Source organism: Sphingomonas sinipercae (assembly GCF_011302055.1).
In the GTDB taxonomy this organism is placed as follows: domain Bacteria; phylum Pseudomonadota; class Alphaproteobacteria; order Sphingomonadales; family Sphingomonadaceae; genus Sphingomicrobium; species Sphingomicrobium sinipercae.
Genome location: NZ_CP049871.1, coordinates 1,345,919 through 1,366,315, shown reverse-complemented (window position 1 = coordinate 1,366,315; position 20,397 = coordinate 1,345,919). Strand labels below are relative to the sequence as shown.

Genomic DNA, 20,397 nt, shown 5'->3' with positions numbered 1-20,397 from the left:
GACTACGCTTTCGGGTGAAGCAGGGCCAGAGCATCGTCGCTGGTTTCGTCCGTCAGTGGCTCGGCGAACCGCCGCCATTGGGCGGGCGGCTGGTGGGCAAGCCAGGTATATTGGCGCTTCGCATAATTGCGCGTGGCTTGCTGACCTTGGCTGAGCGCTTTTTCGCTGGTGACCTCTCCGCGCAGGAAGGAAGTCGCCTCGCGGACGCCGATCGCGCGCATGACCGGCAGCGCGGGATCGAGTTGCCGGGCAAGAAGTCGTTCGACCTCTGGCAGCGCACCGCCATTCCACATTGCGACGAAGCGGCGGTCGCATCGCTCGTACAGCCAGGCGCGCGGCGGCATCAGAACTATCGGGTGGAGCGTAACCGACGCGACGATTCCGCCTTCGCGCAGCTGCTGCCAATGCGCCAGGGGACGCCCGCTCGACAACACGACTTCAAGCGCGCGGGAAACCCGCGTCGTGTCCCGTGGCCCAAGGCACTTGGCGGCGTCGGGGTCGGCCTTCGCCAGTTCGGCCCAATTCGCTTCGACCTCGCGCCCCCGCACATATTCGCGGACTGACGGATCGATCGGCGGCACGGGCGCGATCCCGTCGAGAAGGGTACGAATATAGAGGCCGGTTCCGCCGACCAGAATGGGCAGGCGCTCCTCGGCATGAATTTTCTCGATCTCGCGCCGGGCGAGGGCCGCCCAGTCCGCGGCCGAGCATGGATTTGCCCCATCGCGGAAACCGTAGAGGCGGTGCTCGGCGCGAGCCTGGTCGTCAGCCGTGGGGGCTGCCGACAATATCGGCAAGTCGCGGTAAATCTGCGCGCTGTCGGCGTTGACGATCACTCCATCCACCGCTTCCGCAAGGCGCAGCGCAAGTGCCGACTTGCCGCTTGCGGTCGGCCCGGCGATTAAAGCGAGCGGAGGACGAATGGGCATTGCAACGCTGATAGCAGCGGGACGGCTTGATGATAGGCTGATCGACCGCGCGCTTGGCTTGCTTCGCGAGTTCGATGCCGACGCCCAGTTCGCGCAGTGGATCGACGAAGGCGACGCGGCGGACCTGCGGTTCACCGCGGACCTTGCGGCTGCACGATGGGCGCTGAGTGCCATCGACGGTGTCGACGTCGTGGTGCAGCCGGATGAACCGCGTTTCCGCCGCTTGCTGGTGGCCGACATGGATTCCACCATCATCGGGCAGGAATGCATCGATGAGCTCGCAGACTTTGCCGGCCTGAAGCGCGAAGTGGCCGAGATCACCGAGCGGGCAATGCAGGGCAAGGTCGACTTCAAGGCCGCGCTTCGCGAACGCGTCGCGCTGCTGTCGGGCCTGGACGAAGATGCCATTGCCCGCTGCCTGGCCGAACGCGTCGTTCCGAATCCCGGGGCGGGAACGCTGGTTCGAACGATGCGGGCAGGCGGGGCGAGCGCGCTGCTCGTTTCGGGCGGGTTCCTGTCTTTTGCGGAACCGATCGCCCGCCTGGTCGGGTTCGACCGGGTCAAGGCGAATATGCTGGTGTTCGACGGTCGGCAGCTGGCCGGGCGGGTGGCGGACCCGATCATCGATGGGGCCGCCAAGCAGGCCGCCTTGCTGGCAACCCGAGAAGAGCTTGGCTTGGCGGCAGGGGACGTGATTGCAGTGGGCGACGGCGCCAACGACCGGCTGATGATCGCGGAGGCGGGCCTTGGCATCGCCTTCCGCGCCAAGCCGGCGCTCATTGAAATCGCCGACGCGCGGCTCGATCACCATGGCCTGGACGCTCTGTTGTGGGCCCAGGGCATCCGCAAGCGGGAATGGGTGCAGGGCTGATTACTTTGCCGGAACCGGGAAGCAGGCCTGGCCTTTGAGCGCGGCGCACGCCGAAGCGGCGGCGGCGCGGCTTTGATATGGACCGACTTGCAACCGGGTGATCGCGCCGGCGCTGACGTAATTGGCGACCTTGCCACCTAAAGCCGGCGACAGGCGGTCGAACAGGGCCTGCGCCGAAGAGCGCTGCGAAAACGCGCCAAGCTGGATGCGCCAGCCTCCGCCTTGCGCGGCCGTGGTTTTGGTGGGCCCTGTCGGCGCCACCGGGCTGCGCGATGGCTTGAGCTTCGAAGCAGCCGCACGGGCGACGGCAACGCCCTTCTGGCGTTGGGAAACGGGAATGAGCCCGTTCATTTGCTTCAGCGTCGTCCTGGCGGGGGCCAAGCCTTGCGCGGCCGAGCGGCTGACATAAGCATAGCCAAGCACCCGATCCTTTGGGACGCCGTCGCCGTTGAACAGAGCGGTGCCGAGCATCAGCAGCGCCCGCGGCTCGCCCGCTTCGGCGGCGAGCTTGAGCCAGCGGACACCGGAGGCGCGGTCGCCGCTATCGAAAAGCAACAGGCCTAGCGTCGTTTGTGCATCGGTGTGGCCGCCGCCTGCGGCCTGGGACAGCCACCGCTGCGCTGCGGCGAGGTCAGTGGGCACACCGCGCCCGAGCCGGTAGGCCTGGCCGAGGTTAAAGGCTGCGTCCAAATCCCCCTGCTGGGCAAGCGGGCGCCAAATTGCGACCGCAGTGGTGAAATCGCGCTTTTGCCAGGCGTCGATACCTTGCCGAACCGTCGGCGCGGCAGCAGCGGTGCCGGCGATCGCGACCGCAGCCATTACCGATAGCGCAGTTAATTTTAGCACCGCGGCTCCTCCCTCGATCCGCAGAGTAGCCGCGGCGGACTTCAGGGCAACCGTGCCGGCGCACATTAACCAGATTTTAGAGCCTTGAGTGCCACTTCACCCATCGATCGATCGTAACGGGGTTAGGGGAAGAGCATGCGCGTACTGGCTATGGCATCGCAGAAAGGCGGATCGGGCAAGACCACGCTCTCCGGCCATCTCGCGGTGCAGGCGCAGCTGGCGGGGGCAGGCCCGGTCTGCCTTATCGACATCGACCCGCAGGGAAGCCTTGCCGATTGGTGGAATGAACGCGAAGCCGAGATGCCGGCCTTCGCCCAGACGACCGTCGCGCGGCTTGCTTCCGATCTTGAAGTCTTGCGCCAGCAAGGTTTCCGACTGGCGGTCATCGACACGCCGCCGGCGATCACCATGGCAATCCAGAGCGTCATCGCCGTCGCCGAGCTGATCGTCATTCCGACCCGGCCGAGCCCGCACGACCTTCGCGCCGTCGGCGCCACCGTCGATCTTTGCGATCGCGCCGGCAAGCCGCTCATCTTCGTCGTCAATGCAGCGACGCCGAAAGCCAAGATCACTTATGAGGCTGCGGTCGCGCTGTCGCAGCATGGCACCGTCGCTCCGGTCACCGTTCACCACCGCACCGACTTCGCAGCTTCGATGATCGACGGCCGAACGGTGATGGAAATCGATCCCAACGGCCGTTCCGCCAAGGAAGTGGTCGAGCTTTGGGATTACATCTCCGACCGCCTCGAAAAGAATTTCCGCCGCACCGTCTTCGCGGCCCCGAACGTCGCGCCCGGCATCAGCCAGGCCAGTCCGCGTCCCGTCGGTGGCTTCGGCCGCCGAGTCGTCGGTCAGTGACGGGGGCCGGCGTGAACAGCGAACCCAAGCCTTTCGCTTCGCTTTCTTCCGGGCTTCTGGCCCGCAAGGGTGCGGCCAAGCCAGCGATGCGCCCGCAAGGGTTCGGCCAGGTCGGCAACGGCCTTGAGGATCTCGGCTGGAACGACATGGGCTTCGAACCGCCCAAGCCCGCTCCGACCTCGCTGGCGGACGCTGATCATGACGCGTTCGGCGAAGTGGTCCAGGCACCGTCGCGCAACCCGCTTGCGGGCCTCACTCCGGTCGATTCCCCCGTGCACAGCCAGCAGGCGGAGATTGCCGGACGGCTGTCGACCTACGAGCCGGACGATGCCGGCGAAGAAGAGGACGAGACGGCCGAACTTTACGTGCCCGAACTCGACGCCGCCGATGTGGGTGATCCACAGGTCGACGACGTTGCGCCAGCACCGGTGGTAGCCCTTGCTGGGACGCGGATGAAAACGGTTGCCGAAACGGTGGTCCCGTCGCCCGCGCCGCGCCGCTCACGGCAGCCGCGACCGGCTCCGGGCAGCAAGGATCGCGCGGCATTCACGCTTCGCCTCGACGCGGACCGTCACCTCAAGCTTCGCCTTGCTTGCGCCATTGACGGCCGCTCGGCGCAGCAATTCGTCACGCAGGCCCTCGACCATCTGCTGGACTCGATGCCGGAGCTTGAAGCGCTGGCAGAGAAAGCCAAACGGAAAGGCTAGACCATGAATCGATCGCTCCGCCTCGGTACCGCGATTTCGGCGCTGGCCATCTCGGCAACGCTGCCAGGCTGCGCAATCGGCGGTCACAAGTCCACGGCGACGGCTTCCAAGGTCGATCGGTCCAACATCGGCATTGGTAGCCGGGCTCTGGCGGCGCTGGACTCGGGCAATTATGTGGAGGCCGTCAGCCTTGCTGAGCGCGCCGTCGAGAGCAAGCCGAACGATGCGCTGTTCCGCGCGGTGCTTGCCAACAGCTATTTCGGGGCCGGTCGGTTCGCTTCGGCGGAAGCGGCGTTCCGCGATGCGATTGCGCTTGATCCCACCCAGCCGAAGCTGGTGCTCAAACTCGCCCTCGCGCAAATCGCCCAGGGCAAGAATAGCCAGGCAATCGGTCGGCTGCAATCGGCCCAGGGCCAGCTCGACGTTGCCGATTACGGACTGGCGATGGCGCTTGCCGGCGTTCCCGCCGATGCGATCGCCGTCCTCAACCAGGCTGCTCGCCAGCCTGGCGCCGACTCACGCATCCGCCAGAATTTGGCACTCGCCTACGCATTGAGCGGCGATTGGACGGAAGCACGCACGGTTGCGGCCCAGGATGTCGCCGCCGCCGATCTCAACCAGCGCCTGCAACAATGGATGCAGATCGCCAAGCCGGTTCATGCATCGGACCAGGTCGCCGCACTGACCGGCGTCACCCCGGTTGCAGACCCGGGCCAGCCGAGCCGGCTTGCACTGACCCAGCCCGAAGCCGCCAACGTTCAGGTCGCTGCTGTCCAGATGCCCGCACCGCAGCCGGTGCAGCAGGTCGCGTCGTTCGAACCCGTTTCGGTTGCGCCGGCACTGCCGCCGGTTCCGGAAGCCAAGCCGCTGCCGATGCCCGAACAGCCGGTTACCGCCGCCTTGTTCGCCGCCGCTTCGGCCCCGGCCGAAGCCGTGCCGGTCCGCTTCGACGAACAGCCCAAGACCGCCAGCTACGTCGCGATCACCAAGCGGGTACGGAAGGCGGCCGCCGGGGGATTGGCCAACGGCAAGGCCGATGCGGTCGTCCAGCTTGGCGCGTACGGATCCCCGCAACGGGTTGCCTCGGCATGGAACGCCATCGCCAAGCGCCACTCGGCGGTTAACCGCTATCGCCCGATGAGCGCCCGGTTCGATGCCGGTGCCGGCACCGTCTATCGCCTGTCGGTGAAGGGCTTCGCCTCTGCCGAAGAAGCGCAGAAGCTGTGCGGTACGCTCAAAAGCAGTGGCCAAAGCTGCTTCGTGCGCCGAGTAGCCGGCGATTCGCCGGTGCGCTTCGCTTCGCGCTAATCGATGGCCCCGGCGGCCAGCTCAAGGCAGGCCATCCGGACCGCGACACCATATTCGACCTGGCGCGTGATCAGCGACCGCTGCTGATCGTCGGCAACCGAATCCTCGATTTCGATGCCACGGTTCATCGGGCCCGGGTGCATCACCACCGCGTTCGGCGCAGCCCGGCGCAACCGCTCGGCGGTAAGGCCGTAGCGCGAGAGATATTCGCCAGGTCCGTCGCCAAGATCCCGGTCCAGGCGTTCGCGCTGGACCCGCAGCATCATCACTACATCCGCGCCCGCAATGGCGTCGTCGACCGTTGGCCGCGCGCTCAACTCGTCGGGCATCAACTCCAGCGGGCCGGCAAGCCGGACATTGGCGCCGAGGCGGGGCAGGAGCAGGGCGTTGGAATGCGCGACCCGGCTGTGACGAATGTCGCCGCAGATGGCGACGGTCAGGCCGTCGACCCGGCCGAAGTGTGCGCGCAAAGTCGCGGCGTCGAGGAGAGCCTGCGTCGGATGTTCGTTGGTGCCATCGCCAGCGTTCAGGACGGGGGCATCCACCAGTTCGGCCACCCTCGACGGCGCCCCGGTTTCGGGATGCCGGATCACGATCGCGTCGGGGCGCATGGCGCCGAGCGTCCGCGCCGTGTCCGCCAGCGTTTCGCCTTTCTTCACTGAGGATTGCCCGACGGGAAGGGTAACGACGCTTGCGCCAAGCCGGTGTGCCGCCGTCGCGAAGGACATCAAGGTGCGCGTCGAGTTTTCGTAGAACAGGTTGAAGACGATCTTGTCGCGCAGCGTCGTCGAGCGGCGGCTTTCACGATTGGCAGCGAGGTGCAAGTCGGCGCGGTCGAGAATCGCGGCGATGTGACCGTCGGTCAGGCTGTCGATCGAAAAAATGTCCACGACCAGCTGCCTATTCCGGCGCCGGCAAGTTGACCAGCGCGTCGATTGCACCTTGGAGGATATGGGCGGCGGCGAGGGCATCGACGCGCTCGGCGCGCTTGGCCCGGCTGACGTCGGCGTCGATCATCGCGCGCTCGACGGCCTGCGTCGACCAGCGCTCGTCCCACAGCAGCACTGGCAGGTCGAGCGGCGCAAGGTTGCGGGCAAATGCGCGCACCGACTGCGTACGCGGGCTGTCGCTGCCGTCCATGTTGAGCGGCAGGCCGACGACCAGCCCGACAATCCGTTCGCGAACGGTGAAGGCGCGCAGGCGTTCAAGGTCGGCGGTGAACTTGGTCCGGCCGATGGTCTCGGCGGGGCCAGCGAAATGCCAGCCGGCATCGCAGGTGGCGAGGCCGACCGTCCTGGTACCGACGTCGAGCCCGGCGAGCTTGCCCGGCGCCGCGAGCGCCTCGATGAATTCGGAAGGGGTGGAGGTAATCAGCGCGCCCATGCCGCGACCCTGCGCCCGACATCGCGGCGGATTGCGCCCCAGAACAAGGCGTAGTCGTAAACGTGGTAATTGTTGCCCGGAAGCACGAACGGGCCCATCGTCGGCACGTCGCCGTTGAGCTTGAGCAATCCCTCCTCGCACGACGCGCCGACGCGCCCCGGCTGAAGCTCGGCGGTCATGAGGTTGCCCGACGGGACGAGCGTCCCTGGATTGTCGCCGGGCACGGCCGCACCCTTGTCGGTTCCAGTGATCGGGTTCACGCAGATGATGTCTTCGCGGCGATACGGCTGGCCGGACCGCGCGGAACCCTTTTCCCAGGCGTCGAGCAGGATCGAGGGGTTGGCCGGATCGCCAAATGTCAGCCATGTCAGCAGGCATCGGGACTGCCCTGGCGTCGCGCACGGCGGCAGTCCGATCGCGGGCAGGTCGGCGGTGTGGCTGACCGGCCAGCCGACGACGTAGGCTGCTGCAATCCGGCCGTCGAGCTGCTGGCGATAGTCCGCGAGCAAACGCATCAGGTGTAGGGAGCCCTGACTGTGTCCGGCGAGCACGATCGGATCGTCAGCAGGAACAGCCGCGAGAAATGTCCTGAAAGCGGCCGAAACGTCGGAATAGGCAAGATCCAGCGCCTGCGCTGCGTCCGCGCTTTTCAGCAGGAACGCGCCGTAAGCGGCCTGGCGATAACGCGGCGCCCACACGTCTCCGGCGTCCGCGAGCGCGCTCGCCTGGCTTTGCACGAACAGGCGCGTCCGAAACTCGGTATCGCCGCCGGGTTTCAGCGGCGCGTTCCAGCGATCGCTGAGCAAATATGTGGTGGGATGGATGTAGAATACGTGGGCTGGCCCGGACGCCGTCGACGGCGGTGCGGTGGGCGGTCGCCATCCGGAAGGGTCTTCCGCAATGCCCGGCCGCGCCACCCAGCTGTCGAGCGACGCATAGTCGGGCCCGCTGCTCGGCGGCGGCGCCTGGTAATGTCCCTGTGGTGTGGCCTGGCTCAACAAGGCGGTGCCACCCCATTGGAAGACGGCGAAGGCCGCGCCCACCGCCATCAGCGTGAGGATCGTGACGACGATCAGGAAACGGCGGGCGCACATTGGCGGCGGCGGTTAGGCGAGGCGCGGGGCAGGGGCAAGCGCGACGGCGGGTCCGGTCTGGCCGCGGAGCTTGCCGCTGCCACAGGCCGCCGCTATCCGCCCCCCCAAGCATCGCCGGTCGATGCGTCCAGACAAGGTTCCTATGTCCGTTACCTCCGAACAGATCCGCCATATTGCCAAGCTTGCCCGCATCGCCATGAGCGATGACGAGCTTGGCCGGCTGGTGCCCGAACTCAACAATATCCTTGGCTGGGTCGAGCAGCTCGGCGAAGTCGACACCGATGGGGTCGAGCCGCTGGCGACGGTCATCGAAAGCAAGTTGCGCCTGCGCGAAGACTCGGTGACCGACGGTAATTGCCGCGACGCGGTACTGGCCAACGCACCGGGCGCCGAACATGGGTTCTTTGCAGTCCCGAAGGTGATCGAGTGAGCGAGCTGACGTCGAAAACGATTGCCCAGCTGCGCGATGGCTTCCGCTCCGGCGAATTCACCGCCCGGGAGATTGCAGAGGCGTACAACGCCGCCGTCGCCGCCGCTCGGCAGTTGAACGCTTATACCGTCGAGACGCCCGACGACGCGCTGGCGGCCGCGGCTGTCGCGGATTCCGCCCGGGGTTCTAGCGAACTGGCGTCACTTGCCGGCATCCCATTGGGCATCAAGGACTTGTTCGCGACCAAGGGCGTCGACTCGACCGCCGGAAGCAAGATCCTGTCGGGGTTCAAGCCGCCTTACGAAAGCACGGTCGTCGCCAACCTTCGCAAGGCGGGCGCGGGCATGCTGGGCAAGCTCAACATGGACGAGTTCGCGATGGGCTCGTCGAACGAGACCAGCGCCTACGGGCCGGTGATCAGCCCATGGCGGCGCAACGACGGCAGCAACGTTTCGCTCACTCCGGGCGGATCGTCGGGCGGATCGGCTGCGGCCGTCGCCGCGGACATTGCGCCGGGGGTGACCGGCACGGACACCGGCGGGTCAATCCGCCAGCCGGCAGCCTTCACCGGCATCTGCGGGATCAAGCCGACCTATGGCCGCTGCTCGCGCTGGGGCATCGTCTCGTTCGCAAGCTCGCTCGACCAGGCGGGGCCGATGGCCAAGTCGGTGCGCGATTGCGCGATCCTGCTTGAAGCGATGAGCGGGTTCGACCCGAAGGATTCCACCTCGCTGGACGCGCCGGTGCCGCAGTGGGAAGCGAACTTATCGAGCAATCTCAAAGGCAAACGTGTCGGCATTCCCAGAGAATATCGGATTGACGGTGTGCCCGACGACATCAATGCGCTGTGGGATCGTGGCATTGAGTGGCTGCGCGACGCGGGCGCCGAGCCGGTCGAGATCAGCCTGCCGCACACCAAATATGCGCTTCCAACCTATTATATCATCGCGCCGGCCGAGGCGTCGTCGAACCTCGCCCGCTACGACGGGGTTCGCTACGGGATGCGGGTCGAGGGCGTAAAGACCCTCGACGACATGTATTCCGCAACGCGAGCCGCGGGCTTTGGCGCCGAGGTCAAGCGGCGGATCATGATCGGCACCTACGTGCTGTCGGCCGGCTTCTACGATGCCTACTTCACGAAGGCGCAGCGGGTGCGGGCCTTGATCAAGCAGGATTTCGCCCGCGCGTTCGAACAGTGCGACCTGATCCTGACGCCGACCGCGCCGAGCGCGGCGTTCGGTATCGGCGAGAAAATGAGCGACCCGCTGGCAATGTACCTCAATGACGTCTTCGCGGTGCCGGCCAGCCTCGCCGGACTGCCGGCAATGAGCGTTCCGGGTGGGCTCGACGCGCAGGGGCTGCCATTGGGGCTGCACATCATCGGCAACGAGATGGACGAGCAGATCGTGCTGGATGCCGGGCTGGCGATCGAGGAGCGAGCGGGATTCACCGCCAAGGCGGAGAAGTGGTGGTGATGGCTGACGCAAGCGCGCCTTTCCGAATCAAGGGCGAGACTGGCGAGTGGGAGGTCGTGGTCGGCCTTGAAGTCCACGCACAGATCACCGCTACTGCGTCCAAGCTGTTCTCCGGCGCGGCGACCGCCTTCGGTGCGGAGCCGAACACGCAGGTGTCGCTGATCGACGCCGCGATGCCCGGGATGCTGCCGGTCCCGAACCGCGAGTGCATCCGCCAGGCGGTGCGCACCGGCCTGGCCCTCGATGCAAAGATCAACCGGTGGAGCCGGTTCGATCGGAAAAATTATTTCTACGCCGACCTGCCGCAGGGCTATCAGATCAGCCAGCTGTTCCATCCCTTGGTCGGGGAGGGCGAAATCGAGGTCCTGCTGGATGAGCAGGACGAGAGCAGCGCCAAGACCATCGGCATCGAGCGGATCCACGTCGAGCAGGACGCGGGCAAGTTGATGCACGACCAGCACGCGACGATGAGCTACGTCGACCTCAACCGCGCCGGTGTCGCGCTGATGGAAATCGTGTCGCGCCCGGACATGCGTTCGCCTGCTGAAGCAGGGGCTTATCTGCGGAAGCTGCGAGCAATCCTGCGCTACGTCGGGTCGTGCGACGGCAATATGGAAGAAGGTTCAATGCGCGCCGACGTCAACGTCAGCGTGCGTAAGCCGGGCGCCGAGCTAGGCACCCGGACCGAAACCAAGAACGTCAACAGCGTCCGCTTCGTCATGCAGGTGATCGAGCATGAAGCGCGGCGCCAGGTCGAACTGATCGAAGATGGCGGCGCGGTCGCCCAGGAAACGCGGCTGTTCGACCCCGACAAGGGGGAGACGCGGACTCTGCGGTCGAAGGAAGATGCGCATGATTACCGCTACTTCCCCGACCCCGACCTGCTCCCGCTGGAGCTGGACGAGGCGTTCGTCGAGGAATGCCGAGCCAGCCTGCCGGAGCTGCCGGACGCCAAGCGGCGGCGGTACGAAGCGCAAGGCATCACGCCCTACAATGCAGGCGTGCTGACGGCGGAAGTAGAGACGGCCGCCTGGTTCGACCAGCTGCTGACCGCCGGTGCCGAACCTAAACAGGCTGCGAACTGGGTGGTCGCCGAATTGTTCGGAGCGCTCAACCGGCGCGGCGAGACGATCGACGCTGGCCCGGTCACGCCGGGGCGGGCGGCCGAGTTGCTTGCACTGGTGGCCGATGGCACCCTTTCGGGGACATTGGCCAAGCAGGTCTTCGAGATCATGCTGGAGACCGGGCAGGGCGCTTCGCAGATCGTCGAGGAGCGTGGCCTGAAGCAGACCAGCGACACCGGCGAGATCGACGCCAGGATCGATGAGGTTCTCGCCGCCAACGGCGACAAGGTGGCGCAGTACAAGGCGGGCAAGGAGGCGCTGTTCGGCTTCTTCGTCGGGCAGGTGATGAAGGCGATGGCGGGCAAGGCTAACCCGAAACTGGTCAACGAGCAGCTGCGGGCGAAGCTGGACTCCTAAGCGTCATTGCGAAGGACGCAGCGACGCGGCAATCGAGGGCGTTGTGAAGCCGGATTGCTTCGCTCGCTCGCAATGACGGGGTGTCCAATGCGTAAGTTCGTTCTTGCCCTCGCGGTAACGGCCCTGGCGGGCACAGCCTCCAACGCTCAGCCGCAATCGGGCACGGCTGCCGCTCCGGCATCGTCGGCGCCCCGCCTGCTCATCGCCATCTCCGTCGATCAGTTTTCCGCCGACCTCTTCGATCAGTATCAGGGTCAGTTCACCGGCGGGCTCGGCAAGTTGGCGCGCGAGGGAACGGTGTTCCGCAACGGCTACCAGGCGCATGCGGCCACCGAAACGTGTCCCGGCCATTCGACGATCCTTACCGGGGCATCGCCAGCACGCACCGGCATCGTCGCCAACGACTGGTTCAGCGCCAGGGCGACCCGGCCTGACAAGACTCTTTATTGCGCTGAAGACGAGACGGTCCCCCGGTCGAGCTCCAGCAATTACACGGTGTCGCCGGCGCATTTGAAGGCGCCGACCCTTGGCGACCTGCTCAAGCAACGTTCGCCCGACAGTCAAAATGTCGCCGTCGCCGGCAAGGACCGCGCGGCGGTGATGATGAGCGGGCATTCAGCCGACCAGCGCTGGTATTGGAGCAGCGACCGCTTTGTCACCGACCTTGCGAGCGCACCCGTGCCCAAAGTGGTGGCGCCGGTAAACGCGGCGGTCCAAGCGAGCATCGCCGCCGGCCAGCCGGGACTGCAGACGGCTCCGTATTGTGCGAGCCGAGCGCAACCGTTCCAAGTTGGGGGGAGGACAGTCGGCAACGGCACCTTTGCCCGCGTGCCCGGGGACAAGACCGCCTTTCGCGCTTCGCCCAGCCTGGACGGTGCAGTGCTGGCCCTGGCGGCGGGCCTGGTCAGCGAGATGAAGCTTGGCCGCGACGCGGCACCCGACGTGCTTTCGATCGGGCTGTCGGCAACCGACTATGTCGGGCACAGCCTCGGTTCCGGTGGGCAGGAGATGTGCCTCAACCTGCTTGCGCTTGACCGTTCGCTCGGCGACTTCTTCGGTCAGCTCGATCGCTGGGGTGTCGCCTACAACGTCGTCCTGACCGCCGACCACGGCGGGTTGGACTTTCCCGAGCGGCTGCGGGCCCGAGGCGTCACCGACGCGCAGACCATCGACCCGGCGCTGACCGTCGATGCGATCGGGCGGCAGGTTTCGAACCGTACCGGCATTGGCGGCAAGGTCCTAGAATCGCTTGGGCCGACCGGCGACCAATTTATCAGCAGCAAGCTGTCCGGCGCCCAGCGTGCCCGCGTGCTTGCCGCGGCGACTGCTGCCTATCGCGCGCATCCGCAGGTGTTCGCGGTCTATTCAAGGGACGAGATCCAAGGCACACCGATGCCGTCCGGCGATCCGTCCCGCTGGTCCGTGCTGCAGCGGGTGCGCGCCTCGTTCGATCCCGAACGGTCAGGCGATTTCTATGTCGTGACGAAACCGAATGTCAGCTTAGCCAGCGGTGTCGGCACCTACATCGCCAGCCATGGCACGCCATGGGATTATGATCGCAGAGTGCCGATCGTCTTCTGGACGTCGGGCCTGGCGCCAAAGCAACCCACCCGGGCCGTCTCGACCACCGCCATCATGCCGACGCTCGCGGCGTCCATTGGCCTTCCCATCGAGCCGGCTACGCTCGACGGCGAGTGCCTTGTCGAAGTTGCCTGGGCGCGCTGCTGAGCGGCTCATTTCATTGATTAACATGGACTTTTCTTAATCAAGCGTTCAGCGCTATTGCGAGAAAGGCACAGCGGCGGCGCTCGCGCGTTCGCGGTGGGGAGATCTTTGAAATGCGCAAATTCGCGATCGCGTCAGCTGCGGCGCTGACACTTGCCACGGCGGGCTGCGTCGAGACGCGGCAATATGCCGACCTGCAGTTCACGCCGCCGCAAGGCGATTTCAGGCTGTTGGTGCTTCGTCCCGACGTCAGTGTGAACGAATTGACGACCGGGGGAATGTCCCAGCCGCGGGCCGACTGGACCGAGCAGGCGCGGGCGAACATCGCCGCCGCGCTTCGAGCCCAGCAAGGCGCGCGCGGCGGCCGCTTGCTCGTCGCCGAGCGGCGCACCCAGGTGCCGGGCGTCGACGCCAACCTTGTGGCCGACGTTGAGCGGCTGAACCAGGTCGTCGCCGAATCGATCGTCCTGCACAAATATTCCGGCCTCGCCCTGCCCACCAAGCGGGGCAAAGGTCTCGACTGGACGCTCGGCGAGCAGGCGCTGCAGCTCGGCCAGAAATCCGGCTACGACTACATGCTGTTCATGCATGCCGAGGACAATCGCGCGTCGGGCGGCAGGACGGCGCTGCAAGTCGTCGGCATCGCGGGCTGCATCATCGGCTTTTGCGCGCCGAGCGGCGGCAGCAACCAGCTTGCTTACGCGTCGCTCGTCGACCTTCGTTCCGGTGAGGTCGTGTGGTTCAACGTGGTCAAGACCGGAAGCCAGCTTCCCGGCGTCACGTTTGGCGATATCCGCACGCCGCAGGGGGCTGCTCAAATGGTTGAGCGGTTGCTCGGGCGGATGAAGCCGGGCCGTGCGATCCGTCAGCAGCAACAGGGACAGGCCCGATGAACGGCGAGATTTCCCGCCGGGGCATTCTGGCCGCAGGCGGAGCGCTGACCGCTTCCCTTGCAACCGGTGTCGCCAACGCCCGGATCCGACCGCAGGACATGGTGCCGTTGATCGGCCCCGGTTACCGGCCGACCGACGCGGATGAGAAGGGGCTTTGGCAGCAGGTCGAACGGGTCGAGGAAGAGATCGCCGGGTCGAACCTGGTGATCAAGGGGTCGGGTGTCGACGGTTATGTCCGCGACCTGATCGGCAAGGTCGGAGGCCCGGCCGCTCGCGACATGCGCATCTATGTCGTGCGCGTGCCCGAATTCAACGCGATGATGTTCCCGACCGGCTTTGCGGTCGTGTTTTCTGGCCTGATCCTGCGGATGCGGAACGAGGCCCATCTGACCGGCGTCATCGCCCACGAATCCGCGCACTTCCTGCGCCGCCACATGATCCGCCAGTGGCGCGACATGAAGCGCAAGAGCGACCTGTTCGCGATCGGGTCGTTGGCGCTTGGCATCGGCGGCGCCGGGGCCGGGGTGTACACCGGCGACATCGCCCAGCTGGCGCAATTCGGCGCCATCCTGTCGCTGCTTCGCTACAGCCGCGAACTGGAAGCGGAAGCGGACGCGATGGGTGCGAGGCTGATGGCCGATGCGGGTTATCCGCCGGTCGAAATGGCCAATACCTGGCAGCAGCTGATTGGCGAGCTAGACCTGAGCGCCAAATATCGCCGCAAGCCGCGCGAGCGCGACTTGTCCCTGTTCCAGACCCACCCGCTGCCTGAAACCCGGATGCGCGACCTGCGCATCACGGCGGCGGAGCTGATGGTGCCGGGACGGTCCTACGACAGTCGCCGGGCCCAATACCTGCAGGCGATCGCGCCGATCCGGCAGATGATCCTGGACGACCAGGTCAAGCTCAACGATCCGGGCGCCAGCCAGTATGTGATCAACACGCTTGCCCAGGACGGCTGGAACGGCCTGCTCCGCTTTTACGAAGGCGAAGTGTGGCGGCTTCGCAATCGGCCGGGCGACGATATTCGCGCGGCGCAAAGCTATGCCGTGGCGGTGGCCTATCCCGATGCGCCCGCCGATGCCTGGCGTTGGCATGGCCTGTCGCTGATGAAGCAGGGTCGCACGGCGGAAGGGCGCGTCGTCTTGTCCCGCTACCTGACGATGAACCCGACCGCGCCGGACGCACCCTACATCCGCGCGATGGTCGGCTAGTGGAGCAAATCTGCATGAAAAAGTTCGTTCTTGTCGCGGCGACCGCGCTCACCCTGTCGGCCTGCTCCTCCGTCGGCGGCGAAGGGGGAGGCTTCGGGCTCTACACCGCGGTCCCGGTCCGGCCGGTGAACGTCGGCAACGGTTCGATGACCGTCATTCCGCCGCGCGCCTGGAACAAGCAGCGGCGGCTGTTCTTCGATGACGTCCCATATGTCGAGGACTGGACCCTCAATGGTCCGCTGCTCGACGACATGATGTTCATCGCCGGCCTTCCCGATCGCCGGACGCTGGTTCGACAGCGCAGCAGCGATAGCCAGCAAGTGCCGATGTTCCGCTCGAACATGACCGCGCCGGAAATCGTCTCGATGCTGGAAAGCGCGTACCGGGTCCGTGGCGGCGCGGTCGACTTCAAGACGCTGGCGCTGGCGCCGCGCCAGTTCCTCGGCGTCAATGGTTTCCAACTCGACTTCGAACATCTCGACAGCGACGAACTGTGGCGGCGCGGCCGTGCCGTAGGCGCAGTCGTGAACGGCCGGCTTTACCTGATCATGCTCGATGCCGCGCGCTCCCATTACTATGCCGACACGCTTCGCGACTTCGAAGCGATGGCCGCGTCGGCGCGCCTGAGGCGCTAGGCTAGGCGGTCGGCGAGATTGGGGTCGGGCTGGGGCTGGTGTCCGGCTGGGTCGGTGCCGGCACGTCGATATCGGGCTGGACCGGTGGCGTTTCAGGCGGAGTTTCCGACGGCTCGGCCGGTTGGCCGGGGCTTGGCTGTTCCTGGGTGATGATTGCTCTCCTCTGACTAGGAAACGCGGTTCCGCGTGAGGAAGTTGCAGTCCGGCGCGGGCGTCCTTGCTCCGCCAGCCAGCCTTGCTATAGGCCGCGCACCTAATCGAGAAGCTCCGCGCGCGCGTGGCGGAATTGGTAGACGCGCTGGATTTAGGTTCCAGTGTCGAAAGACGTGGGGGTTCGAGTCCCTTCGCGCGCACCATTTCGCGGCGCAGCCGGTCCGTTGGACTGGCGAGCAGCGGAATTGCCGAGCAAACATCAACGGGATCAACAGACAGTGGCAATCAAGACCGTCGAGACGCAAAACGAGGGACTGAAGCGGGCTTTCATGCTCACCATCCCCGCCAAGGACATCGAACAGCGCGTCGAGCAGGAAGTGAAGCGGATCGCGCCGCAGGTGCGCATGCCCGGCTTCCGTCCCGGCAAGGTGCCGCCGAACCTGATCAAGAAGATGCATGGCGACAGCCTGCAAAGCGAAGCCCTGAACCGAGCCGTCCAGGACGGCGTCCAGCAATTGCTGCAGGAGCAGAAGCTGCGCCCGGCGATGCAGCCGCAGGTCGAGCTCAATGAAGCTTACGCGCCCGGAAAGGACGCCGAAGTCAGCGTCAGCCTCGAGGCGTTGCCGGAAATCCCGACTCCGTCGATCGACGGGTTGAAGCTGGAGCGCCTGATGATCGAGCCCGACGAGACCATCGTCGATGAGCAGATCCAGCGCCTGGTTTCCTCGAACAAGAGCTGGAGCGACGCCAAGAAGGGCAAGGCGGCCGAAAACGGTGACGCGGTTGTCGTCGATTTCGAAGGCCGTGTGGGCGGCGAGCTGTTCGAGGGCGGCAAAGGCGAAGACATGACCATCGAGCTCGGCTCGGGACAGCTGATCCCGGGCTTCGAAGAGCAGCTGGTCGGCGCGAAGGCGGGCGAGCAGCGCGACGTCAACGTCACCTTCCCGAAAGATTATCCGGCGGAGAATCTCAAAGGCAAGGATGCGACCTTCGCGGTGACGGTGAAGGGCGTGAAGATCGCCGGGGAAGGCAAAGCGGACGACGAGTTCGCCAAGCAGCTCGGCCTCAAGGACCTAGACCAGTTGCGTGGATTGATCCGCGACCAGCAGGCGCAGGAACTGAACGGCCTGACTCGCACGCACATGAAGCGCCGCTTGCTTGACCAGCTTGCCGAGCGTTCGGACTTTGACGTCCCGCCTTCGATGGTCGAGGCCGAATTCCAGGGCATCATGCAGCAGCTTCGCCATGAAGCGGGTCATGAAGAGGATTCCGAAGCGGCGCTTGCCGAAATCGAAAAGGATGCCGGCGAATATCGCAAGATTGCCGAGCGCCGGGTCCGCCTGGGCCTGGTCCTGTCCGAGATCGGTGCCGCCAACAATGTCGAGATCACGCAGGCGGAAATGAACCGCCTGATCGGGCAGGCCGCGTCGCAATACCAGGACAAGGACCGCGAGCGGTTCATCGAATATGTCCAGCAGGAGCCGGCCGCGGCCGCCCAGCTGCGCGCGCCGCTATATGAAGACAAGGTCGTCGATTTCTTGTTCTCGAAGGCGGAAGTGAGCGATCGCACCGCGACGCGGGCCGAGCTGGAAGCCGACCTTGAGAGCGAAGAGGGCCACGTGCATGGGCCTGGCTGCGGCCATGACCATGGCGAGGCTGCCGCCAAGCCTAAGGGCAAGGGCAAGGGCAAGAAGCAGGCCGCCGAGGCGCCGGCCGCGAAGGAAGCCGCGGGCAAGAAGGCGAAGCCTGCTCCCGCCAAGGCTGCGCCGGCCAAGGCCAAGCTCACCGGTGATGCCACCGACGCGCCGAAGCCTGCCAAGCCGCTGAAGAGCGAGCCGGCCAACAAGGCGCAGGCAGCGAAGGTTGAAGCCGACAAGCCGAAGAAGGCTGCGGCGAAAAAACCGGCGAAAAAATAATCGTCGTTCCCGCACGTGGGGGAAGCCGGCTATAAAAGCCTGGCTTTGCCCGCGAAGCGGCGAGGGCGACGATGAGGGGGACAGGCTTGGCTCAGCAGCAACCGCGGATCGCCGTGCTCTTGCCTTGCTATAACGAGGAAGCGGCGATTGGCGCGACCGTCGCCGGTTTCCGCGCCGCGCTGTCCGGCGCCAAGGTCTATGTCTACGACAACAACAGCCGTGACCGGACTTGCGCCATCGCGCGCGAGGCGGGGGCGGTCGTTCGGACCGAGCGCCAGCAGGGCAAGGGTCATGTCGTGCGTCGAATGTTCGCCGACATCGACGCCGACATCTACGTCATGGCCGATGGCGACCTGACCTACGATCCAGAAGCAGCGCCGGGGATGATCGAGCTGATGCTGGCCGACCAGCTCGACATGGTTGTCGGCACGCGCAAGCACGAAGCCGCGGCGGCCTATCGCGGCGGGCACGTGGTCGGAAACCGGCTATTCACCGGTATATTGTCGGGACTCTTCGGCAGAAGTTTTACCGATATTTTCTCAGGTTACAGGGTGTTTTCCAGACGTTTCGTCAAAAGCTTCCCAGTGCTTTCGTCGGGCTTCGAGATCGAGACCGAGATGAGCGTGCACGCGCTTGAACTTCGGATGCCGGTCGGGGAGCTTGAGACGCGCTATCTCGCGCGGCCGGAAGGGTCGGCATCGAAGCTGTCGACGTTCCGCGACGGCTGGCGGATCCTGAAAACCATCGGAACGCTGTACCGGATCGAGCGCCCGGTGCTGTTTTTCGGCCTGATCGGGGCCCTATTTATCGGCATCGCGGTCGCCTTGGCGGTCCCGCTCGTCGTGACGTATCTCCACACCGGCCTGGTCCCCCGATTCCCGACCGCGATCCTTGTCACCGGCATGATCATTATTGCCGTGCTGTGCTTTTTCGCGGGGCTCATCCTCGACACCGTCACGCGTGGGCGGAGGGAGATGCGCCGGCTCGCCTATTTGTCGCTGCAGGGTCCATCCGACCCGGCGGCCTGATCCTGGCAGCTTGAACCTTCCACCGATCCGCCCGATGTAGGGCGCGCAACCACAGCAGGATCCATCACACGTGCTTGATCACCAGGACATCGTTTCGCAGCTCGTCCCAATCGTCATCGAACAGTCGAACCGCGGCGAGCGCAGCTTCGACATTTATTCTCGCCTGCTGAGAGAGCGCATCGTCTTCATCACCGGCCCGATCGAGGACCACATGGCCTCGTTGATCACCGCCCAGCTGCTCTTCCTCGAGTCCGAGAACCCGAAGAAGGACATCTTCATGTACATCAACTCGCCGGGCGGCGTGGTGACGGCTGGCCTCGCGATCCACGACACGATGCAATATATCCGGCCGAAGATCAGCACCGTCTGCATCGGCCAGGCCGCGTCGATGGGCAGCTTCCTGCTGGCGGCTGGCGAGCCGGGGATGCGCGTTGCGCTGACGAACAGCCGAATCATGGTGCACCAGCCGTCGGGCGGCGCGCAAGGCATGGCGGCGGACATCGAGATCCAGGCGCGCGAGATCCTGCGGATGCGCAGCCGGCTCAATTCGCTTTACGCCAAATATACCGGCCAGAAGATCGAGGAGATCGAGAAGGCGATGGATCGCGACAAGTTCTTGGAGGCCGACGAGGCCAAGGAATTTGGCCTGATCGACGTCGTTTTCGAGCGCCGTCCGGAGCAGGGCGAAGACGACGGCACCGGCGCCGGCGACGTCACGCCGGCCTAAACTGTCGCTGGATCGCGCTTGCGCTTCGCGCAAACGCTGTCATGGGACTGTCACATTCTGATCGACAGGGGGTCGGGTGTTTAATTGGTTCCAGCGGCTGCTTCCGAAGAAGGGTGATTTCTTCGGCATGTTCGAGGCTCACGCCGCCACGCTCGTCGCGGCTGCCGAAGCTTTGCAAGCGCTTTCCGAAGATGGCGGTTCGACCGAACGCTCGCTCAAGGTCATCCAGGACCGCGAGCATGAGGCGGACGATATTATCCGCGAGGTGCTTCATACCGTCCGGCTGACCTTCCTGACTCCGTTTGACCGGGGCGCGATCACCGACCTGATCGGGGCCATGGACGACGCCATCGACGAAATGCTGACGGCGGCGCGGGCGATCGATCTGTACGATCTTCGCCAATTGCGTCCGGAAATGAAGGAGATCGTCGTCCTCATTGTCGAGGCAGCGATGGTCACGAACAAGGCGATTCCGCTGCTTCGAAACGTCGGCAAGAACGGGAAGGACCTGCACGAGCTCACCGCCCGCCTGGTCGAGCTGGAGGGGCAGGCCGATGAAATTCACGCCGCCGGGCTGAAGCGCGCATTCCAGGAATATTCGCAATCGGGACCCTTGCAGTTCGCCGTGGCGCGCGAAGTCTTCAAGAATCTGGAAAGGGTCACCGACGCCTTCGAGGACGTCGCCAATGAGATCGACGGCATCGTGATCGACCACTCCTAGGCG

Annotated in this window: 20 protein-coding genes and 1 tRNA gene; 16 read left to right on the top strand and 5 right to left on the bottom strand. The window is 65.5% G+C overall.

Annotation, left to right across the window (positions count from 1 at the left end; all coding sequences use genetic code 11):
* Nucleotides 1–2: 2 nt before the first annotated feature.
* Nucleotides 3–929, bottom strand: coding sequence for a tRNA (adenosine(37)-N6)-dimethylallyltransferase MiaA (miaA, locus tag G7078_RS07130; protein ID WP_166094466.1), 927 nt, complete (start codon nucleotides 927–929; stop codon nucleotides 3–5).
* Between miaA and serB the strand changes: the two genes are divergently transcribed.
* Complete coding sequence (gene serB, locus G7078_RS07125; RefSeq protein ID WP_166094463.1) at nucleotides 922–1,800, top strand: phosphoserine phosphatase SerB; 879 nt, start codon at nucleotides 922–924, stop codon at nucleotides 1,798–1,800. The genes miaA and serB overlap by 8 nt on opposite strands.
* Here serB and G7078_RS07120 read toward each other — a convergent pair whose 3' ends face one another.
* Complete coding sequence (locus G7078_RS07120) at nucleotides 1,801–2,619, bottom strand: SPOR domain-containing protein (RefSeq protein ID WP_166094461.1); 819 nt, start codon at nucleotides 2,617–2,619, stop codon at nucleotides 1,801–1,803.
* A gap of 162 nt (nucleotides 2,620–2,781) precedes the next feature.
* Here G7078_RS07120 and G7078_RS07115 point away from each other — a divergent pair, with 162 nt between their 5' ends.
* Genes G7078_RS07115 through G7078_RS07105 form a run of 3 tightly spaced genes read left to right on the top strand, consistent with a single transcriptional unit; the run spans nucleotide 2,782 to nucleotide 5,519 of the window.
* A complete protein-coding gene (locus G7078_RS07115; RefSeq protein ID WP_166094457.1) occupies nucleotides 2,782–3,504 on the top strand; it encodes a ParA family protein in 723 nt (240 codons plus the stop codon).
* A gap of 11 nt (nucleotides 3,505–3,515) precedes the next feature.
* Complete coding sequence (locus G7078_RS07110; RefSeq protein ID WP_166094455.1) at nucleotides 3,516–4,211, top strand: hypothetical protein; 696 nt, start codon at nucleotides 3,516–3,518, stop codon at nucleotides 4,209–4,211.
* 3 nt (nucleotides 4,212–4,214) lie between these two features.
* The gene (locus tag G7078_RS07105; protein WP_166094453.1) at nucleotides 4,215–5,519 is read left to right on the top strand and encodes a tetratricopeptide repeat protein; all 1,305 of its coding nucleotides are present in this window, start codon (nucleotides 4,215–4,217) and stop codon (nucleotides 5,517–5,519) included.
* On the opposite strand, the gene G7078_RS07100 is transcribed toward G7078_RS07105, so the two are convergent.
* From G7078_RS07100 to G7078_RS07090, 3 genes are read right to left on the bottom strand one after another with little or no spacing between them, the layout of a single operon-like run.
* Nucleotides 5,516–6,409 (bottom strand): aspartate carbamoyltransferase catalytic subunit, encoded by an 894-nt coding sequence (locus G7078_RS07100; protein ID WP_246166292.1) that lies wholly within the window; start codon nucleotides 6,407–6,409, stop codon nucleotides 5,516–5,518. The two genes, G7078_RS07105 and G7078_RS07100, sit on opposite strands and share 4 nt — an antisense overlap.
* A gap of 10 nt (nucleotides 6,410–6,419) precedes the next feature.
* Complete coding sequence (ruvX, locus tag G7078_RS07095) at nucleotides 6,420–6,893, bottom strand: Holliday junction resolvase RuvX (protein ID WP_166096239.1); 474 nt, start codon at nucleotides 6,891–6,893, stop codon at nucleotides 6,420–6,422.
* On the bottom strand, nucleotides 6,890–7,996 hold the full coding sequence (locus G7078_RS07090; RefSeq protein WP_166094447.1) for a DUF3089 domain-containing protein: 1,107 nt from the start codon (nucleotides 7,994–7,996) through the stop codon (nucleotides 6,890–6,892). The genes ruvX and G7078_RS07090 overlap by 4 nt, the downstream gene beginning before the upstream one ends.
* Nucleotides 7,997–8,138: 142 nt before the next feature.
* On the opposite strand from G7078_RS07090, the gene gatC reads away from it, so the two are divergent.
* The 12 genes from gatC to G7078_RS07030 all read left to right on the top strand — a co-directional run bounded on the left by gatC (nucleotide 8,139) and on the right by G7078_RS07030 (nucleotide 20,394).
* Entirely contained in the window at nucleotides 8,139–8,426 is a 288-nt protein-coding gene (gatC, locus tag G7078_RS07085) for an Asp-tRNA(Asn)/Glu-tRNA(Gln) amidotransferase subunit GatC (protein WP_166094445.1), read from the top strand.
* On the top strand, nucleotides 8,423–9,901 hold the full coding sequence (gatA, locus tag G7078_RS07080) for an Asp-tRNA(Asn)/Glu-tRNA(Gln) amidotransferase subunit GatA (RefSeq protein WP_166094442.1): 1,479 nt from the start codon (nucleotides 8,423–8,425) through the stop codon (nucleotides 9,899–9,901). The genes gatC and gatA overlap by 4 nt, the downstream gene beginning before the upstream one ends.
* Nucleotides 9,901–11,382 (top strand): Asp-tRNA(Asn)/Glu-tRNA(Gln) amidotransferase subunit GatB, encoded by a 1,482-nt coding sequence (gene gatB, locus G7078_RS07075; RefSeq protein ID WP_166094440.1) that lies wholly within the window; start codon nucleotides 9,901–9,903, stop codon nucleotides 11,380–11,382. The genes gatA and gatB overlap by 1 nt, the downstream gene beginning before the upstream one ends.
* Nucleotides 11,383–11,469: 87 nt before the next feature.
* The gene (locus G7078_RS07070; RefSeq protein ID WP_166094438.1) at nucleotides 11,470–13,110 is read left to right on the top strand and encodes an alkaline phosphatase family protein; all 1,641 of its coding nucleotides are present in this window, start codon (nucleotides 11,470–11,472) and stop codon (nucleotides 13,108–13,110) included.
* A 110-nt stretch (nucleotides 13,111–13,220) separates the two neighbouring features.
* Nucleotides 13,221–14,000, top strand: a complete 780-nt coding sequence (locus G7078_RS07065; RefSeq protein ID WP_166094436.1) for a hypothetical protein — start codon at nucleotides 13,221–13,223, stop codon at nucleotides 13,998–14,000.
* Nucleotides 13,997–15,214 (top strand): M48 family metallopeptidase, encoded by a 1,218-nt coding sequence (locus G7078_RS07060; RefSeq protein ID WP_166094434.1) that lies wholly within the window; start codon nucleotides 13,997–13,999, stop codon nucleotides 15,212–15,214. Before G7078_RS07065 ends, G7078_RS07060 begins: the two co-directional genes overlap by 4 nt.
* Nucleotides 15,215–15,228: 14 nt before the next feature.
* Nucleotides 15,229–15,849 carry a hypothetical protein gene (locus G7078_RS07055; RefSeq protein ID WP_166094432.1) on the top strand — a complete coding sequence of 207 codons (621 nt, stop codon included), beginning with the start codon at nucleotides 15,229–15,231 and terminating at the stop codon, nucleotides 15,847–15,849.
* A 271-nt stretch (nucleotides 15,850–16,120) separates the two neighbouring features.
* Nucleotides 16,121–16,205 (top strand) — tRNA-Leu (locus G7078_RS07050).
* 81 nt (nucleotides 16,206–16,286) lie between these two features.
* Nucleotides 16,287–17,918 carry a trigger factor gene (gene tig, locus G7078_RS07045; protein ID WP_166096237.1) on the top strand — a complete coding sequence of 544 codons (1,632 nt, stop codon included), beginning with the start codon at nucleotides 16,287–16,289 and terminating at the stop codon, nucleotides 17,916–17,918.
* Nucleotides 17,919–17,989: 71 nt separating this feature from the next.
* Nucleotides 17,990–18,946 carry a glycosyltransferase family 2 protein gene (locus tag G7078_RS07040; RefSeq protein ID WP_166094430.1) on the top strand — a complete coding sequence of 319 codons (957 nt, stop codon included), beginning with the start codon at nucleotides 17,990–17,992 and terminating at the stop codon, nucleotides 18,944–18,946.
* 70 nt (nucleotides 18,947–19,016) lie between these two features.
* Nucleotides 19,017–19,673 carry an ATP-dependent Clp endopeptidase proteolytic subunit ClpP gene (gene clpP, locus G7078_RS07035; RefSeq protein ID WP_166094428.1) on the top strand — a complete coding sequence of 219 codons (657 nt, stop codon included), beginning with the start codon at nucleotides 19,017–19,019 and terminating at the stop codon, nucleotides 19,671–19,673.
* A gap of 76 nt (nucleotides 19,674–19,749) precedes the next feature.
* On the top strand, nucleotides 19,750–20,394 hold the full coding sequence (locus G7078_RS07030) for a DUF47 domain-containing protein (protein ID WP_246166288.1): 645 nt from the start codon (nucleotides 19,750–19,752) through the stop codon (nucleotides 20,392–20,394).
* Nucleotides 20,395–20,397: the final 3 nt, after the last annotated feature.

What these genes read in the sequence shown, in the direction of transcription:
- serB (WP_166094463.1), top strand. Translation starts at nt 922, where the DNA reads ATGGGCATTGCAACGCTGATAGCAGCGGGACGGCTTGATGATAGGCTG.
- miaA (WP_166094466.1), bottom strand. Translation starts at nt 929, where the DNA reads ATGCCCATTCGTCCTCCGCTCGCTTTAATCGCCGGGCCGACCGCAAGC.
- G7078_RS07120 (WP_166094461.1), bottom strand. Translation starts at nt 2,619, where the DNA reads ATGGCTGCGGTCGCGATCGCCGGCACCGCTGCTGCCGCGCCGACGGTT.
- G7078_RS07115 (WP_166094457.1), top strand. Translation starts at nt 2,782, where the DNA reads ATGCGCGTACTGGCTATGGCATCGCAGAAAGGCGGATCGGGCAAGACC.
- G7078_RS07105 (WP_166094453.1), top strand. Translation starts at nt 4,215, where the DNA reads ATGAATCGATCGCTCCGCCTCGGTACCGCGATTTCGGCGCTGGCCATC.
- G7078_RS07090 (WP_166094447.1), bottom strand. Translation starts at nt 7,996, where the DNA reads ATGTGCGCCCGCCGTTTCCTGATCGTCGTCACGATCCTCACGCTGATG.
- gatC (WP_166094445.1), top strand. Translation starts at nt 8,139, where the DNA reads ATGTCCGTTACCTCCGAACAGATCCGCCATATTGCCAAGCTTGCCCGC.
- gatB (WP_166094440.1), top strand. Translation starts at nt 9,901, where the DNA reads ATGGCTGACGCAAGCGCGCCTTTCCGAATCAAGGGCGAGACTGGCGAG.
- G7078_RS07070 (WP_166094438.1), top strand. Translation starts at nt 11,470, where the DNA reads ATGCGTAAGTTCGTTCTTGCCCTCGCGGTAACGGCCCTGGCGGGCACA.
- G7078_RS07065 (WP_166094436.1), top strand. Translation starts at nt 13,221, where the DNA reads ATGCGCAAATTCGCGATCGCGTCAGCTGCGGCGCTGACACTTGCCACG.
- G7078_RS07060 (WP_166094434.1), top strand. Translation starts at nt 13,997, where the DNA reads ATGAACGGCGAGATTTCCCGCCGGGGCATTCTGGCCGCAGGCGGAGCG.
- G7078_RS07055 (WP_166094432.1), top strand. Translation starts at nt 15,229, where the DNA reads ATGAAAAAGTTCGTTCTTGTCGCGGCGACCGCGCTCACCCTGTCGGCC.
- G7078_RS07040 (WP_166094430.1), top strand. Translation starts at nt 17,990, where the DNA reads ATGAGGGGGACAGGCTTGGCTCAGCAGCAACCGCGGATCGCCGTGCTC.